Genomic DNA, 15435 nt, shown 5'->3' on the forward strand with positions numbered 1-15435 from the left:
AAAATCGCGCGTGTTTCCTGATCCAGATCGGACGAAGACTTAGAACGTTTCCTAATTCCGACTATGCGAATTTAGCAAACGTCGTATGCGGGGGACAGTGATCAAGCGGTCTGCGCGCATGATGACGGATTCATGACAGACCGCACGATGGCGGAATGTTTCTATGCAGAGTTTTGGTTTCGCACCAATCCTTGCAATCCTTGTTTAGCTCTCGCGTCCGCCTGAACGCACAGCAACGGCTAGTGCCTGCAAGGCTGTCGGAGCCGACGTGTGGGCGTTATTCAGCTGCGTGACGTTTTGGTTTTTTGCTGGAGCCTGCGGTTGCTCCGGTTGAGACCTGATCGGCGGCCGGCTGCGCAGCACTTTGGCTTGAGCGTGCATTTACGGGCGCAGGCTTGCGCGCCATAACTGGCTTCAGATATTGGCCGGTGAAGCTTGCCTTTGTCGCGACAATGTCCTCCGGCGTTCCTTCAGCCACCACCGTGCCGCCGCCATCGCCACCTTGCGGGCCCATGTCGATCACCCAGTCGGCGGTTTTGATCACTTCAAGATTGTGCTCGATGACAACCACCGTGTTGCCCGCGTCGGCCAGCTCGTGCAGCACTTCAAGCAGCTTGGCGACGTCGTGGAAATGCAGTCCCGTCGTCGGCTCGTCGAGGATGTAAAGCGTGCGCCCGGTAGCGCGGCGCGACAGTTCCTTCGACAGCTTGATGCGCTGAGCTTCGCCGCCCGACAGCGTCGTCGCCTGCTGACCAATCTTGATGTAGCCGAGCCCCACGCGCGCCAGCGTTTCCATCTTGTCGCGAATAGGTGGCACGGCCGAAAAGAACTTGGCGCCTTCTTCAACCGTCATGTCGAGTACGTCGGCGATCGACTTCTCGCGATAGGTGATCTCCAGCGTTTCGCGATTGTAGCGCTTGCCCTTGCAGACGTCGCAGGTGACGTAGACATCCGGCAGGAAGTGCATCTCGATCTTGATGACGCCATCGCCCTGGCAGGCTTCACAGCGGCCGCCCTTGACGTTGAACGAGAAGCGACCCGGGCCATAACCGCGTGCCTTGGCTTCCGGCAGCCCCGCAAACCAGTCGCGGATTGGCGTGAATGCACCGGTATACGTTGCCGGGTTGGAGCGCGGCGTGCGGCCGATGGGCGACTGGTCGATGTCGATGACCTTGTCGAGCTGATCCAGCCCCTCAATGCGCTTGTGCGCGCCAGCTTGAATGCGCGCGTTGTTGAGCTTGCGCGCAGCGGCGGCGTAAAGCGTGTCGATGATTAGCGAGGACTTGCCCGAGCCGGAAACACCGGTAACGCAGGTGAGCAGGCCAAGCGGTATGTCGACGCTGACATCCTGCAGGTTGTTCTCGGTTGCGCCAACGATCTTGAGCGATTTGCCCTTCTGGGGCGCACGGCGCTTCTTGGGCAGTGGCACCATCCGCACGTTGGAAAGATACTGTCCGGTCAGGCTATCCGGATCGGCCATGATCTCAGCGGGAGTGCCCTGCGATACGATGCGGCCGCCGTGAACACCCGCGCCGGGACCGATGTCGACGACATAATCGGCAGCGTGGATCGCATCTTCGTCATGCTCGACAACGATCACGGTGTTGCCGATGTCGCGCAGATGCTTCAGCGTGGCAAGCAGACGATCGTTGTCGCGCTGGTGCAGGCCGATAGACGGCTCGTCCAGCACATAAAGCACGCCGGTCAGGCCGGAGCCGATCTGCGAGGCAAGACGGATGCGCTGGCTTTCGCCGCCTGACAGCGTGCCCGACGAGCGCGACAGCGTGAGATACTCAAGGCCCACATCGTTGAGGAACTGCAGCCGCTCGCGGATTTCCTTCAGGATGCGCGTGGCGATTTCGTTCTGTTGTTTGGTGAGCTTTTTCGGCAGTTCGGCAAACCACTCGTTTGCCGTCTTGATCGACATGTTGGTGACTTCACCGATGTGCATTTCGTCGATCTTGATGGCCAGCGCCTGCGGCTTCAGGCGATAGCCGCCGCATGTTTCGCACGGGTGCGAGCCCTGATAACGCTCCAGCTCCTCGCGCACCCAGTCGCTTTCGGTTTCACGCCAGCGCCGCTCGATGTTGCTGATAATGCCTTCGAACGGCTTCACGGTGTTGTAATTCCGTGTGCCATCGAAATAGGTGAAGGTCACGTCGTCGTCGCCGGTGCCATAGAACATGGCCAGTTGCACGTGTTTGGGTAGCTTGTTCCACGGCGTGTCCATGGAAACATCGAAGTGCGCGGCAAGGCTCTCCAGCGTTTGCTCGTAGTAGGGCGACGACGAACCCGTTTTGGCCCAGGGAACGATCGCACCCTGCGACAGTGACAGATCGGCGTTCGGCACGACAAGATCAGGCTCGAACTGTAGTTCGGTGCCAAGGCCATCACAGGTTGGGCATGCGCCGGCTGGTGCGTTGAACGAGAACAGTCGCGGCTCAATCTCATCGATGGTGAAGCCGGAAACGGGGCAGGCAAAACGCGCCGAAAACGTCACGCGTTCGTGCGTCTCATTTTTGTTTTTGTTCGCGCCTTTGGTTTCGGATTCATCCAGCGGCTTATCCGCGAATTCCGCGAACGCGATTTGCTCGTCGGAAATGTTCAGCGCCGTTTCGAAGCTATCGGCAAGGCGTTTGGCGATGTCCGCGCGCACAACGAGGCGATCGATCACGACATCGATATCGTGCTTGAACTTCTTGTCGAGCTTGGGTGCTTCGTCGATCTCGTAGAACGTGCCGTCGATCTTGACGCGCTGGAAGCCCTTCTTTTGCAGTTCGGCCAGTTCTTTCTTGAACTCGCCTTTGCGGCCGCGCGCGATGGGCGCCATCAGATAAAGCCGCGTGCCCTCTGGCATCGCCAGTACGCGATCGACCATCTGCGAAACGGTCTGGCTTTCGATCGGCAGGCCGGTTGCAGGCGAATAGGGCACGCCGACGCGCGCAAACAGCAGGCGTAGATAGTCATAGATCTCGGTAACCGTGCCAACGGTCGAACGCGGGTTCTTCGACGTTGTCTTCTGCTCGATGGAGATGGCGGGCGAAAGGCCGTCGATGTGGTCAACATCCGGTTTCTGCATCATCTCCAGGAATTGGCGCGCGTAGGCAGAAAGGCTCTCGACGTAGCGGCGCTGGCCCTCGGCATAGATGGTGTCGAACGCAAGTGACGACTTGCCCGATCCCGATAGCCCCGTGAACACAACCAGCGCGTCGCGCGGGATCTCCAGATCGACGTTCTTCAGGTTGTGTTCGCGCGCGCCCCGAACATGGATGGTTTTCATCAGCGAGGGGGTAGCGATGGGCGACTTGGGGGCTTTTGCCATGGAGAATTTCTATCCGGGGCCAAGGAGGCAGCAGAAGGCCACCCGGCGCGTCTGGGCGCACGGTGGGTGGCTAAGATGGGCCATAGATAGTGGGTCGGCGCAAGGCGCGAAAGCCCACAAGCGGGCTGGGCTGGCTGGCGCGCGCATAAGCCCACATTCCGGGGCTGTTGCCTAAGCTACGGGGGCGGCGGCAGGGACGGGGGGCGGGAGTGGCAATTCCGGGCTGGCAGGCGCTTCGGCACGGTCGAGGGGGCAGTCGACGCCCTTTTTCCGGCAGCGCCGCCGGTAAGCCCGCTCCCAGTTGGCCTTCAGCCCCACCTCCTGCTGCTGGATGCGCAGCGCCTCGATAAAGCGCAGCTTCTTCTTCCTGCCCTCAAGGCGCTTGAACTTTTTCTTCTGCTTTTTGGTCATGCCGCAGCCGACGCAATGGCCAGCGTTCTTGAACTTGCAGACACTGATGCAGGGGGAGGGGATCTTCATGCGGGATGACACATAGGCATCGGGCGTCCGTATGGGAATGGCGGGGCTGGCAGTGCCGTCCGGTATGTTAAATTTTCAGCCGTGCGCCCGCGCCTGAAGGCCATTTCACTTGAAGGTCATTCATAGGACTTTAGCCGGCCCCGACTAATGTGCCATGGACCAAGCGGGGCACCTGTTCATGGCCGAACTGATCCACTTTGCACTATCCAATTTCACGCTGACGTTTCTGGTTCTGGGGCTTATCACCGGCCTGATCGTCGCGCTTCGCAAGGAGCTCACGCGGGCCACCCTGGCGGAAGAACTGCTGGCCTATTTCATCCTGTTCACGATCGCGATCGCCTACTTCTACAACTTCGTGTTCCACGTCTTCTTCGGCTATCTGGCGCCGGTCTATATCGGCTGGGCGGACAGTCCGTTTCAGGCCGAGGTGGGGTATGCAAGTCTTGGCTTCGCTGCCGTCGGCCTGCTGGCGTTCAAGGGCAACTGCATGGTGCGGCTGGCCGCCATTCTGGGCCCGGCGATGTTCCAGTGGGGTGCAGCGGCGGAGCATGTGAAGTCGATCATCGCGACCGGCAATATGGCGCCGGGCAATGCCGGGATCATGCTCTATTCGGATATCTTGCTGCCGGTCATCGGCTTCGCGCTGCTGTGGTTCAAGCGCGCCACCGATCAACGCGGCGTCGCTTCGGACCGGTAGGATCCAAAGCGATGCTGCAAGCTGTTTGAGACCGATGAAACACGCTTCGGCCTGCTAGGCGTCCGAAACGATCACGGTCTAAAGCGCCGGTGGTTCATCCTCGCCGCGATAGCACGTGATTGGAACGATGCCGCCCGCCGCGTCGGCTTTCTGCTGATCGGCATCGGAAAGCGCGCCCTCCATCAGATCCAGCCTCTTCCAGATCGGGAATGGCTGCTGACCGTTCCCGTCGGGCACATGCGCGGACAATCGCTCGCGGGTGCGATGGATGTAACGCCCGCAGTTGACGAAAATCCGCTCGATTTGAACGGAGATCAGCAGCTGCGCTCCGGGATAATCGGCGCTCTGCGCATCAATCTCAGCTATCCGCGCGACGCCTTGCAGCCGCAAACGGCGCGGGTTCTCGAAATCGATGAACAGCATGCCGATGTTGGCGGTGGCGGCGATGTTGCCGACCGACAGGAACATGCCGTTGCCGTCGTAGGAAGGGAACAGAAGCTCACTGGCGCCGGTTATGCGCACAAAGCCGGGCGCGCCGCCCTTATAGGATACGGTCGGGCGTCCAAGCGTATCGACGGTGCTCAGAAAAAACATCGGCGCGTGGGAGATAAACTCGCGATCAGCATCGTCGAACTCGGCGTGGGACAGCTCTTCCAGTCTGTTTGCAAGCCGGCCGGTTCCGAATTGATCGTGCAGTCGCCTGTGCGACGGGCCATAGAGTTGGCTCAAGATGCGTCCTCCCAATGATTTTTTTGCTCAAGTATTACGCAGCGCACGAACGGGTTGCAACCGGATGCACAATCGCGCCCTTATGCGGTGCGCGCCGTAACCGCCCGGCAGCTTTTCTCCGGCATGCGTTATTCAGTCTGAGGAGCGAGACCGATGGAAACGCAGAGCATGGGCGAGCAGGTGGTATCGGCGCGGGAGATTTCAACGACCTGCTGCATCGTTGGCGGTGGACCGGCGGGCATGATGCTGGGGTTTCTGCTGGCGCGAGCCGGTGTCGATGTGACGGTGCTGGAGAAGCACGCCGACTTCCTGCGCGATTTCCGCGGTGACACGATCCACCCCTCGACGCTGCGGCTGATGGATGAACTTGGTCTGCTCGATGAGCTATTGCGCCTGCCGCACAGCCAGCTTGCAAAGCTTGGGGCAATGATCGGCGAGACACCTATAAAGTTTGCAGACTTCAGCTTTCTGGGCCCGCGCTATGGTTTCATTGCCTTCATGCCGCAGTGGGATTTTTTGAACTTCCTGGCATCGAAGGCAGCGGCCTATCCGAATTTCCGCCTCATCATGCAGGCGGAGGCGACGGACCTCATCGAAGACAACGGACGCGTTGCTGGCGTAAAAGCTATGACGCGGGACGGACCGTTGACTGTCCGCGCTACGCTGACCGTCGGCTGCGATGGCCGCCATTCGGTAGTCCGGCGGCAAGCGGGGTTCGAGGTGCAGGATATCGGCGCGCCGATCGACGTTTTCTGGCTGCGCCTGTCACGGCGGCCGGACGAGCCGCAGACCTCCGGCCGTTTCAACGCTGGCAGCTTCTTCGCGGTGATCGATCGGGGCGACTATTACCAGATCGCTTACGTGATCCCGAAGGGCGCCTCCGACGCCATCCGTGATGGCGGCATCGAAGCATTCCGCAAAATCGTAGCTGACAATCTGCCGTTTCTGGCTGACCGCGTTGATGAGCTGCGTAACTGGGACGACGTGAAGTTGCTCAGCGTCCGGATCGATCGTCTCAGCACCTGGTTCCGCCCGGGGCTGCTGTGCATTGGCGATGCCGCGCACGCCATGTCGCCGATGGGCGGCGTGGGCATCAACCTGGCCATTCAGGATGCGGTGGCGGCGGCAAATATCCTGTGGCGTCCGCTGGCCGACGGCACGCTGAAAACCTACGAACTGGCCAAGGTTCAGCGCCGACGCATGTTCCCGACACGGGTGACGCAGCGGCTGCAGGTTCTGGCGCAAAACCGTATCATTCAGCCGGTGCTGGGGGCGGCGCAACCACTGAGCGTTCCACGCATGATGCGCCTGATTGATCGCACGCCATGGCTGCAACGCATACCGGCGCGGATCATCGGCGTGGGTATCCGCCCGGAGCACATTCAATCGCCGGCACGGGCGCCTGCACGGGCTGTCCGGGAAGGGACAGCCCGCAGTCAGTGATGCCGGGCTTGCCGGAAAACCGGTTCCGACTTTTTCCGGAAGCGGTTCTTTCGCTACGTGCTTCTTATCGGAAAACCGGATCCCACTTTTCCGGAAGCACTCAGCCGTGGTTGGTGAGCGCGACGAATTCTTCGTCGTCCTGCGCGCGGCGCTCGAACTTCAGGAAGTCATAGTAGCCGCAGCGCCCCTCGCCGGGGAACGAACGGCACACGCCAGGGCGGGCTTCATAGACCGTGCAGCTGCGCTTGTCGGTGTCGAAGAAGCGGCAGATGCGACCGTAGATGTCATCTTTCTTGCGGCGCATGGCGTACTTGCGGCCATGCGCTTCCTTCGTGAACGCTTCCCGGGCGTCGTCGAAGCTCATGTCGTAGTGACGGGCGAGGCGCTCAACGTCACGCTTCTCCAACGGGATCAGCGGATAGGAGCAGCAGTAGCCGGGACACTTCTGACAATTGTATTGGGTGCTCACAGCGCGGTGTTCTCCTGCGGTGATTCGGCCACCATCGGGCCGATACAGCGTCAGCAGCAGTCTGATAACGCCTTGTCCTTCTTGACTCATGCAACGCGCCGTGGGGAAAGAGCAAGAGGCATAAGGGCTTTGGCCACAGGTGGGGACATGCTCTGCGGCGGATGTCACACTTTTTCCCATAAGGTTTGCGTAGTTCGCATGCGCTTCGGTGGCCGGAGGCCGGTACCCGACGCGCACCCGATCATGCGGACTATGTGGTTGCGCGCTTCTTTGTGACATTCGGCTCTTTGTATCATTCGGCAGTGGTCGTGTTGGGTGGCCGGATGATTGAGTGTTTTTGCGATTTGCGATGTTGGTGCTGCTGAGAGGCTCAGCTGCGGTGACATCGAAATCAGTATTTTGAGTGGGGTTTGAAGATGGCGGATGCGGCTGAGCGTTCTGCAGATGCGGATACGCCTGTAAATCCCTATAGCCTGCTAGAGGCCGTCAACAATTCCAGCGACACCTCACACACCGGCTGGCTGATATTCCTGGCCATCATGACCTACCTCATGATTGCCGTCGCCGGTGTGACACATGAAGCGCTGCTGACTGAAACGCCGGTGCAACTGCCGATCCTTCAGGTCAACATCCAGCTCAAACAGTTCTTTCAGTTCGCCCCCGTGGTGCTGGTGCTGTTCCACATCGGCATTCTGGCTCAGCTTGTGCTGCTGGCCCGCAAGGCGCTGGAGTTCGACCGCGCGATCAGCTTCCTGGAGATTTCCGGCAAGCGCACCCATCCGCTGCGGCTGGAGCTGCATAATTTCTTTTTCGTGCAAAGCATCGCCGGGCCGCACAGGTCGGCGCTGATGAGCGGCTTCCTCAACATCATGTCGTGGCTCACCATCATCATCCTGCCGCTGGTGCTGCTGCTCTATATGCAGGTGGCGTTTCTGCCCTACCACGATGTGGCGACAACCTGGATCACACGCGTCTTCCTAACGCTCGATATCGTGGTCGTGCTGCTGATTGGTGTTTTTCTGATGCGGGCCGAAACGTCGTTCTTCCAGGCGTTCTGGCGTTCGACGATCACGCATCCCCTCAGCGTTGCGGCGACGGCGGTGGTGCTGGGCACGGTGCTGTATCTGTCATATTTCGCGGCGACGGTGCCGGGCGAGCGGCTGGATACGATCGGCCGCAAGTTGACGGCGTGGGCGGCACTGCCGGGCGACGGCAAGCTGCAACACAGCGGTTTGACGATACCGGCACTGGTCGGCGACGATGCCATCCTGGGCATGTTCCACCGCAATCTGGTGGTGACTGATTCCGAGTTGCTGGGCGGCGAGGGCAGCAAAACGCTGCGGCTGCGCGGCCGGGATCTGCGCCATGCCAAACTGGACCGCACCGATCTTGCCGGTGTGGATCTGACCGGCGCGCGGCTTGATGGTGCCAGCCTGATCGGCGCCAACCTTGAGAACGCTTCACTTGGCTGCGCCGAACCGGACGCGCTGATGCTGAGCGATAGCCGTGATGCGGCCCGGTGTGTTTCCGCGCGCGGGGTCGATCTCAGTCGCGCCAGGCTGAAGGGCGCACGGCTTTGGGGCATCGATCTATCGGCCGCCAAGCTGAACGACGCCGAGCTCGAAGGAGCTGACCTCGGCAACGCTGTGCTGAGCGGCGCCAGTCTGGTCAACGCGCAGCTCGACAAGGCCGAACTGACCGGTGGCGTGCAGGCGCAGGGCGCCAATTTCCTCAATGCGTCGCTGCAAGGTGCGGATCTGACCGGCGCGCGGTTGCAACTGGCGGATTTTTCCAGCGCGTCGATGCAGGGCGTAATCCTGAATTTCGCCCAGCTTGAAGGCGCAGCACTGCGAGACGCCAACCTTGAGGCGGCCAGCCTCATGCGGGCGAAGCTCATCGGCGCCGATATGGCCGGGATGCGCGTCACCGGTGGCGATCTGCGTGGCACGCAGGTCTGGATGTCGTCGACGCCGCTCTGGGATGGCACCGGGCTGACGGATCTTTCCGAGCTTGTGGTGCGCGCGCCCAATGAGGCCGACCTGGCGGCGCTGAAGGCCAGTTTGCTGGCGATTTCAGGGTCCGATGCCGGGGTGCGTGCCAAGGAGCTCTGGGCTCAGATCAGCGGTGGCAGTGGGGCCTGGAGCGGCACAGTCGATCACCAACGGTGGCAGAGCTGGGTCGGCGCGACGCCGGTGCCGCCTGCTCTTACATACCGTGAAGATCTCACCGCCTATCTGCTTAAGCTGATGTGCAGTACGCGCTGGAGCGACGGCGCCGTGGCGTCGGGCATCGCGCGCCGGGCAGCATCGCCTCAGTTCCGGGGGGATGCCGTTCTTCTGTATGACCGCCTGCGAGGCAACAGCTGCCCCGCGTCAGCCCACGCCGCGCCGGGGGCAATGAAGGTGCTGTCGGTGGCCGCCGAAAACGCACGGAATTGAATGGGTTGATGCAACTCTTGCCAGATCGGTGGCGTGGGTTTAGTCTGGAACGTATTGAGAACATGCGGCCTTACGATCGTGCTATCTGCCGCAGGCAACGCCGCCCAGCCGATCGTGCCCGTCCAGCCGCAACGTGGTCTGGCCCAGACGCGGATGCGCGCACGTTACCGTGGACAACTGCAAGCGGCACCGTGCGGTGCGGGTTTGGTGTGGTTAGGTTGCGAGTGAGACTCAGTCTGGATCCGGGGCCCGGCATTGCGGGTTTTGTTGACAGCGGAAAGCAAATTGCGGCCTCCGGGCTCACTGCGCCCTTGCCAAAGCGGCGCGTCGAAGCCCGCCGGTGCCGGACGCCTCAGAAGGCGAGCGGCAAAGGCCGCGCAAACAGAAATGCTAAGGAGTGACCATGGCAGGCTCGGTCAACAAGGTAATCCTGGTCGGCAATCTCGGCAGGGATCCTGAGATCCGCCGCACGCAGGACGGCAAGCCAATCGCAAACCTGCGCATCGCGACATCCGAGACGTGGCGTGATCGCAATTCGGGCGAGCGCCGCGAGCGGACGGAATGGCACTCGGTGGTGATCTTCAACGAGAACCTGTGCCGGATTGCCGAGCAGTATCTGCGCAAGGGCTCCAAGGTGTTCATTGAAGGCGCGTTGCAGACCCGCAAGTGGCAGGGTCAGGACGGGCAGGACCGCTACTCGACCGAAGTGGTGCTGCAGGGCTTTAATGGCAATCTGACCATGCTTGATGGTCGCGCCGGTGGCGGTATGTCCGAAGGCGGTCAGGTAGACTACGCTGGCGATAGCGGCGGCTTCGGCGGCGGTGGCGGTTACGGCGGAGAAAGCTCGCGCTCGTCCGGTTCGCGTAGCAGCGGCGGTGGCAGTGGTGGCGGCAACAGCAGCCCCAGCTTCGACCGTCAGCTCGACGACGAAATTCCGTTCTGATTGGGCCTGACGCTGAGGGCATAGGGTGAGCCCCGATGGTTGCCATCGGGGCTGATGTCGTTATGCGGCAACGTTGCGGCTGCCATTGGGCCGACAGCATCTCGCACGCATCGAGCAATCCGAATAGCGCATCCGCCGCGATCATCGTTAGCTGACATCGGAGCGCCGCTGCTGTCCTGCGTGCTGGCGGCAATTGCATGAAATTCTCTGCTTTGATCGCGCCCCTTTGAGCAATAGCGCTGAAAGTTTCTGGCCCGGCCTGTGTCAGGGACCTGCGTCAGGGGCATCCTGCCCATAAAACAGCATTTTCTTCCGGTCGCCCCAAGCCCACAGATCGTCGTTCACGGCTGAACTTTTAAACTGTTTTTGACCGCGTCCTGAACGGATCTGAAATTCCGCCACGGCAAAGTCAGTCATATGAATATCAGCAATAGGGATAATCGCAGTGTGCTGCGTCGGTAGGCACGATGACAGAGTTGGAACGGGAAGAATTCATCGGACCAACGGCCGATCAGGTTGAGTGTTGGCTCCATGCTCAGTCCGAATTGGACTGGGCCCGGGTTGGATTGGCGCCTCTGTGCGACTGGGATCCCGCGCTGCTTGCTGTTCTACGGATGTCGGTATGCGCGCCCAATCCCATGCTGCTGCTTGTGGGGCGCGAAGGAATAGTTATCGCCAATGACGCTGCCCGGCAGCTTTTCGCAATCAAGGCGGCGGCGGGCAGTTTCAATGGTCGCCCGGTTGCAGAAGTTCTGCCCGATTACGCGCCCCTCTGGAAATTGATCCTCGCCAGAGCACAACTGGGCGAAACGACGGCGCTGCGCGATGAACCTATCCGCACCCCGGCGCCGGACGGCGAGGAGCAACTGAAATGGTTCCATCTGGACTTCATGCCGGTGCTTGATTCCGCAAACGGGTTTCTCGGCGCGCTCGGCATGGTGTGTGACGTAACTGACCACATCCAGCGCATTCACGACTTGTCGGATTCCGAAGAGCGGTTGCGCCCGGCCCTTGATGGATCGGGAATGGTCGGCGTGTGGACACTTGATGTGGCATCGGGCCTGAGCACCGCGGATGTGAATGTTGCGCGCGCCTATGGCCTCTCGGAGGAGGATTGCAAAAACGGCATCGATGACAGCCTGTTTTTTGACGCCATCCATCCGGATGATCGAGAGAGGGTGCAGGCGGCGTTCGAGCACGCAATCGTCACGCGTTCATCCTATAAAAACAAATACCGCGTGGTAGGCCGCGACGGCCAAATGCGCTGGGTCATTACGTCCGCCAAGCCATCGATTGATGGCTACGGCGATGTCACGCGCATGCTTGGTGTTGTCATCGATGTCACCAATCAGATGGAGACAGTATCCGCGCTTGCCGAAAGCCGGTTCCGTTTTCAAACGCTGACAGAAGCCCTGCCGCAGATCGTCTGGAGCTGTGCTGCGGATGGTGCGCACGACTACTTTTCGAAACGGTGGAGCGAGTTTACCGGGATTGCGCCTGAGAACATCGTAGAAGAGACGTGGAAAGAGCTGGTGTTCCCGGACCATTGGCCAACGGTGTCAGATGTCTGGGACGCGGCGCTGCGTTCGGGCGAGCCATATGACATCGACTACCGCTTCCGGCATCATTCAGAGGCTGAATACCGCTGGCTGCGGGTGATGGCCCTGCCGATCCGCGATCGATGATGGCAAGGTGATCCGTTGGCTCGGCGCCAGCACCGATGTGCACGACGCGTATCTGTTGGCGGAGCAGCGCGAGAAGCTGGCCGATGAGCTGGTGCAGATCGCAACGGTAGATCATCTCACGCAGGTTCTGACGCGCAGGGCAGTCATCGATCGTGCATCGGCATTTCTCAATGCTGGAGCGGCCGATCAGGTAGCATGCTGATGCTCGATATCGATCACTTCAAATCTATCAACGATACCTACGGCCACGCTGGAGGCGATTGCGTTCTGGTCTACGCTGCCAAACGCGCGCAAGCCTGTCTGAAGCAGCACGATCTGATCGGGCGTCTGGGCGGTGAGGAGTTTGCGGTTCTGCTGCCGGGCTGTGCGGTTGAGCAGGCGCATCAGGTTGCCCACCGCATCCTGCACCTCGTGCAAAAAGACCCGTTCTAGCTTGAAGACGGCCAGCAAGTTTCGGTGACCGTGAGCATCGGAATGACGACCGGTGCCGCCGGAGCGAACTCACTGGACGAGTTGCTGATGATTGCGGATCAGGCGCTTTATGGTGCCAAAAACGGTGGCCGTAACCGCGCCGTTTTCTCGTCAGCTCAGGCCGTGTAGCTCCGCCTGCCATCATTCGCGTGTCACCAGCCGACCCCGGCCGTGAAAACTTGATCCGCCGCAACTTCGCCTTTTTCTGTCGCATCTGACACGCAGAAACTTGCGCATTTGGCTGGCGGCTTTGACTTGGCTTGCAGCCTTCGTTCATGTTGAAGGCGCTACCACAATTCCGCCGATCATCTTTCGCACATGGCGGCGTTACCACCCGACATTCGTCGGCACACAACTTAGGGAACTTACATGCTTTGGCGAGCTCTACTGACGCCCGTCGTCGCCTTACTGACAACCGTTACCCTGATTGGCGCAGTTTCGGCTCAACCCGCGCGATTGGCGGATCGCGGTGGTGATCGCGGCCGCCATGGTCCGCCGGGAGCTGGCCCCAATCGCCCCGGCCCGGATCGCGGCCCGCCTGTTCCTGCGGTCACGCAGGAAGACCTGGGAACTGCTGGGTGAGCAGGCTGTCGGCTTCGGCGTCGACCGCGATGTGATCCGCGTTGGCCGTCGCGAAGGTTTCTTCAGCAAGATCGCGCTCGAAGTCCGGGACAACGAAGTCGAAATTCTCGACCTCAAGGTGTTCTTCAACCGTGGTGCTCCGCAGGATGTCCGCGTGCGCCAGCGTGGCCGTCCAGGCGACCGCACGCGTCCGATCGATCTTGTCGGTGGCGAGCGTGTGATTGACCGCATTGAAATCGTCTACCGTTCGCGGCCGGGTTATCGTGGGCGCGCAAGGTTGCAGATCTACACGGCGTGAAGTGGGTGCGTCCGATGCCGCCGCCTCCGCCGCCGGTTGCCCGGTGGGAAGAGCTCGGCTGCAGCAAGGCCGGCTTCCTGCCCAACAAGGATGTGATTCGTGCTGGACGTCGCGAGGGCCGCTTCAGCCAGATCCAGCTGCGTGCCTTCCGCAACAAGGTGCACATCCTCAACCTGCGCGTGATCCATGGTAACGGCGCACCTGACGATATCCCTGTGAAGTCGGAGATCCGCGACGGTGGCGAAGACCGTCCGCTCGACCTGAAGGGCAACCGGACGCTTCATCGACAGCGTCGAGCTGTATTATGTGGCGCAGCCGAGCCTGCAGAGGGATACGGCCCAGGTCTGCGTCTTCGGACGTTGATGCGGACCGATTAAGCGCAACTACACTTCGATAAAGAAGCCCCGCCCCACGCGGCGGGGCTTTTTCGGTTATGGGAAGGTGTGCTTCGTGGTCATGCGCAGAAATGCACCGGGCTGCGGCTCGGCCTGACGGCGCCCAGGCTGATGTTCCCCGACTGGCCTGACTGGAACAGGATATGCCCGGATGGATCTGGGCTGGGCCCTGCTGGGGATCGTGGCCGGCATGTTTATCGCCCTGCAGGGGCCGATAAACGCGCAGTTGGCGTTCAAGCTGGGCACGCCGATCGCGGCCTCTGCGGCATCGTTCGTCGCCGGCGCCCTTCTGTTGCTGGTGCTGGCAAGCGTTGTGACAAGCGTGCAGGGCACGGCCATCAACTGGGGCGCGCCGCCGTGGTGGATGTACGTGGTGGGCGGATCGCTGGGTGCGGTGTTCGTCACCTGCGCACTTATTCTCACGCCGAAGCTGGGCGCGGCTGCCACCATGGCGCTGATCGTAGCGGGGCAGTTGCTGGCCGGATTAGCGTTGGATCGGCTGGGGTGGTTCGATCTGGCCGTGCGCGAACTGACCATCGGCCGTGTTGGCGGCGCCGTGCTGCTGATTGCGGGCGCGCTGCTGATCCACGTTTCAGGTCAACAACGGGAACGGCGCACGCCATTCAACTGGCCGCCTGACGCTATGACGCGCGCCCCCTTGCATCGGTGCGGCTCAGGCGGCACAAGCTCCACATCCATCCCTGGGCGGCTGGGCCCGAGCGGCTGGCCATTGTGCCGTGCGCTCAGGTTCTGTCCGCCAAGAACTTCCGTTGATTCATGCGCACCGACCTTTCGACTTTGAGCTGCCTGAAGACCGCATCGCGCTACTTGCAACGCCGCGTGATGGCGCTGCCAGCTGCTGTCGGTGCCTGCGGGCGATGAGGCGTTCGCAGATCTCAGCGTCGGCGACCTGCCGCAGCTTTTGCAGCCAGGCGATGCGTTGGTGTTCAGCGACACGCAGGTCATTCCAGCGTCGCTCAGTGGTGTGCGTCAGCGCGGCGAATACAGGTCCAGCGTGTCGCTGCTGCTGATTGAGCGCCTCGCGCCGGATCGATGGCGGACGTTTGCGCGGCCAGCAAAGCGCCTGCAGGCCGGTGATCGTCTGCAGTTCGGCCACGGCGGCGAGATGTGCATGCTGGGTGCGCTGGAAGGCACCGTGCTAAGCCGCGGCGAAGGCGGCGAAGTTGATATCGCATTCGATCTGTCGGGGCCGGATCTCGACGCTGCCATTGCGGCCGTGGGCGAGATGCCGCTGCCGCCGCGTACCGGCAAGCGCGGCGTCGAAAGCACCGACCGCGCCGACCTCAGACGATCTACGCCGCGCGACGGCGCTGTGGCCGCGCCGACGCTGGGGCTGCACTTCACACCGGAGTTGCTTGCGGCGCTTGCGGAACGCAGCGTTTCAAGCCACTTCGTGACGCTGCATGTTGGCGCGGGCAACTTCTGCCGGTGAAGGTGGAAAACACCGCCGAGCATAAGATGG

General features: G+C 61.3%; 15 protein-coding genes and 1 pseudogene. 11 read left to right on the top strand and 5 right to left on the bottom strand.

Features of this window, described 5'->3' with window-relative positions:
* Positions 1-277 precede the first annotated feature (277 nt).
* Positions 278-3322: an excinuclease ABC subunit UvrA gene (gene uvrA / locus QEZ49_RS08485; protein WP_280385959.1), complete on the bottom strand. Its 3045-nt coding sequence runs from the start codon at positions 3320-3322 to the stop codon at positions 278-280.
* Positions 3323-3493: 171 nt separating this feature from the next.
* The gene (locus tag QEZ49_RS08490; protein ID WP_280385962.1) at positions 3494-3802 is read right to left on the bottom strand and encodes a DUF1289 domain-containing protein; all 309 of its coding nucleotides are present in this window, start codon (positions 3800-3802) and stop codon (positions 3494-3496) included.
* Between the two features lie 178 nt (positions 3803-3980).
* Between QEZ49_RS08490 and QEZ49_RS08495 the strand changes: the two genes are divergently transcribed.
* Positions 3981-4499: a DUF6790 family protein gene (locus tag QEZ49_RS08495; RefSeq protein ID WP_280385964.1), complete on the top strand. Its 519-nt coding sequence runs from the start codon at positions 3981-3983 to the stop codon at positions 4497-4499.
* Between the two features lie 78 nt (positions 4500-4577).
* Here the strand turns inward: QEZ49_RS08495 and QEZ49_RS08500 are convergent, their stop codons facing one another.
* Positions 4578-5228: a pyridoxamine 5'-phosphate oxidase family protein gene (locus QEZ49_RS08500; RefSeq protein WP_280385966.1), complete on the bottom strand. Its 651-nt coding sequence runs from the start codon at positions 5226-5228 to the stop codon at positions 4578-4580.
* Between the two features lie 153 nt (positions 5229-5381).
* Here QEZ49_RS08500 and QEZ49_RS08505 point away from each other — a divergent pair, with 153 nt between their 5' ends.
* Positions 5382-6671, top strand: a complete 1290-nt coding sequence (locus tag QEZ49_RS08505; protein ID WP_280385968.1) for an FAD-dependent oxidoreductase — start codon at positions 5382-5384, stop codon at positions 6669-6671.
* Between the two features lie 100 nt (positions 6672-6771).
* On the opposite strand, the gene QEZ49_RS08510 is transcribed toward QEZ49_RS08505, so the two are convergent.
* Positions 6772-7230, bottom strand: coding sequence for a YkgJ family cysteine cluster protein (locus QEZ49_RS08510; protein WP_083509569.1), 459 nt, complete (start codon positions 7228-7230; stop codon positions 6772-6774).
* A 326-nt stretch (positions 7231-7556) separates the two neighbouring features.
* Between QEZ49_RS08510 and QEZ49_RS08515 the strand changes: the two genes are divergently transcribed.
* Positions 7557-9578 carry a pentapeptide repeat-containing protein gene (locus QEZ49_RS08515; RefSeq protein ID WP_280385972.1) on the top strand — a complete coding sequence of 674 codons (2022 nt, stop codon included), beginning with the start codon at positions 7557-7559 and terminating at the stop codon, positions 9576-9578.
* A gap of 403 nt (positions 9579-9981) precedes the next feature.
* The gene (locus QEZ49_RS08520; protein WP_280385974.1) at positions 9982-10521 is read left to right on the top strand and encodes a single-stranded DNA-binding protein; all 540 of its coding nucleotides are present in this window, start codon (positions 9982-9984) and stop codon (positions 10519-10521) included.
* A 264-nt stretch (positions 10522-10785) separates the two neighbouring features.
* On the opposite strand, the gene QEZ49_RS08525 is transcribed toward QEZ49_RS08520, so the two are convergent.
* Positions 10786-10938, bottom strand: a complete 153-nt coding sequence (locus tag QEZ49_RS08525; protein ID WP_280385975.1) for a hypothetical protein — start codon at positions 10936-10938, stop codon at positions 10786-10788.
* A 50-nt stretch (positions 10939-10988) separates the two neighbouring features.
* On the opposite strand from QEZ49_RS08525, the gene QEZ49_RS08530 reads away from it, so the two are divergent.
* The 7 genes and pseudogenes from QEZ49_RS08530 to QEZ49_RS08560 all read left to right on the top strand — a co-directional run bounded on the left by QEZ49_RS08530 (position 10989) and on the right by QEZ49_RS08560 (position 15405).
* Entirely contained in the window at positions 10989-12206 is a 1218-nt protein-coding gene (locus QEZ49_RS08530; protein ID WP_280385977.1) for a PAS domain-containing protein, read from the top strand.
* A 7-nt stretch (positions 12207-12213) separates the two neighbouring features.
* Positions 12214-12408, top strand: a complete 195-nt coding sequence (locus QEZ49_RS08535) for a hypothetical protein (RefSeq protein ID WP_280385979.1) — start codon at positions 12214-12216, stop codon at positions 12406-12408.
* A pseudogene (locus QEZ49_RS08540) lies at positions 12408-12806 on the top strand (GGDEF domain-containing protein). The gene QEZ49_RS08535 and the pseudogene QEZ49_RS08540 overlap by 1 nt, the downstream one beginning before the upstream one ends.
* A gap of 343 nt (positions 12807-13149) precedes the next feature.
* Positions 13150-13557, top strand: a complete 408-nt coding sequence (locus tag QEZ49_RS08545) for a hypothetical protein (protein WP_280385980.1) — start codon at positions 13150-13152, stop codon at positions 13555-13557.
* A complete protein-coding gene (locus QEZ49_RS08550) occupies positions 13554-13934 on the top strand; it encodes a hypothetical protein (RefSeq protein ID WP_280385982.1) in 381 nt (126 codons plus the stop codon). The genes QEZ49_RS08545 and QEZ49_RS08550 overlap by 4 nt, the downstream gene beginning before the upstream one ends.
* Before the next feature lie 169 nt (positions 13935-14103).
* Positions 14104-14754 (top strand): DMT family transporter, encoded by a 651-nt coding sequence (locus QEZ49_RS08555; RefSeq protein ID WP_348534800.1) that lies wholly within the window; start codon positions 14104-14106, stop codon positions 14752-14754.
* Between the two features lie 63 nt (positions 14755-14817).
* Complete coding sequence (locus QEZ49_RS08560) at positions 14818-15405, top strand: S-adenosylmethionine:tRNA ribosyltransferase-isomerase (RefSeq protein ID WP_280385984.1); 588 nt, start codon at positions 14818-14820, stop codon at positions 15403-15405.
* The last annotated feature ends 30 nt before the right edge of the window (positions 15406-15435 follow it).

The organism is Hyphomicrobium sp. D-2, assembly GCF_029872155.1.
Lineage (GTDB): Bacteria > Pseudomonadota > Alphaproteobacteria > Rhizobiales > Hyphomicrobiaceae > Hyphomicrobium_A.

What these genes read in the sequence shown, in the direction of transcription:
- QEZ49_RS08515 (WP_280385972.1), top strand. Translation starts at nt 7,557, where the DNA reads ATGGCGGATGCGGCTGAGCGTTCTGCAGATGCGGATACGCCTGTAAAT.
- QEZ49_RS08525 (WP_280385975.1), bottom strand. Translation starts at nt 10,938, where the DNA reads ATGACTGACTTTGCCGTGGCGGAATTTCAGATCCGTTCAGGACGCGGT.
- uvrA (WP_280385959.1), bottom strand. Translation starts at nt 3,322, where the DNA reads ATGGCAAAAGCCCCCAAGTCGCCCATCGCTACCCCCTCGCTGATGAAA.
- QEZ49_RS08505 (WP_280385968.1), top strand. Translation starts at nt 5,382, where the DNA reads ATGGAAACGCAGAGCATGGGCGAGCAGGTGGTATCGGCGCGGGAGATT.
- QEZ49_RS08555 (WP_348534800.1), top strand. Translation starts at nt 14,104, where the DNA reads ATGGATCTGGGCTGGGCCCTGCTGGGGATCGTGGCCGGCATGTTTATC.
- QEZ49_RS08495 (WP_280385964.1), top strand. Translation starts at nt 3,981, where the DNA reads ATGGCCGAACTGATCCACTTTGCACTATCCAATTTCACGCTGACGTTT.
- QEZ49_RS08520 (WP_280385974.1), top strand. Translation starts at nt 9,982, where the DNA reads ATGGCAGGCTCGGTCAACAAGGTAATCCTGGTCGGCAATCTCGGCAGG.
- QEZ49_RS08510 (WP_083509569.1), bottom strand. Translation starts at nt 7,230, where the DNA reads ATGAGTCAAGAAGGACAAGGCGTTATCAGACTGCTGCTGACGCTGTAT.
- QEZ49_RS08490 (WP_280385962.1), bottom strand. Translation starts at nt 3,802, where the DNA reads ATGAAGATCCCCTCCCCCTGCATCAGTGTCTGCAAGTTCAAGAACGCT.
- QEZ49_RS08530 (WP_280385977.1), top strand. Translation starts at nt 10,989, where the DNA reads ATGACAGAGTTGGAACGGGAAGAATTCATCGGACCAACGGCCGATCAG.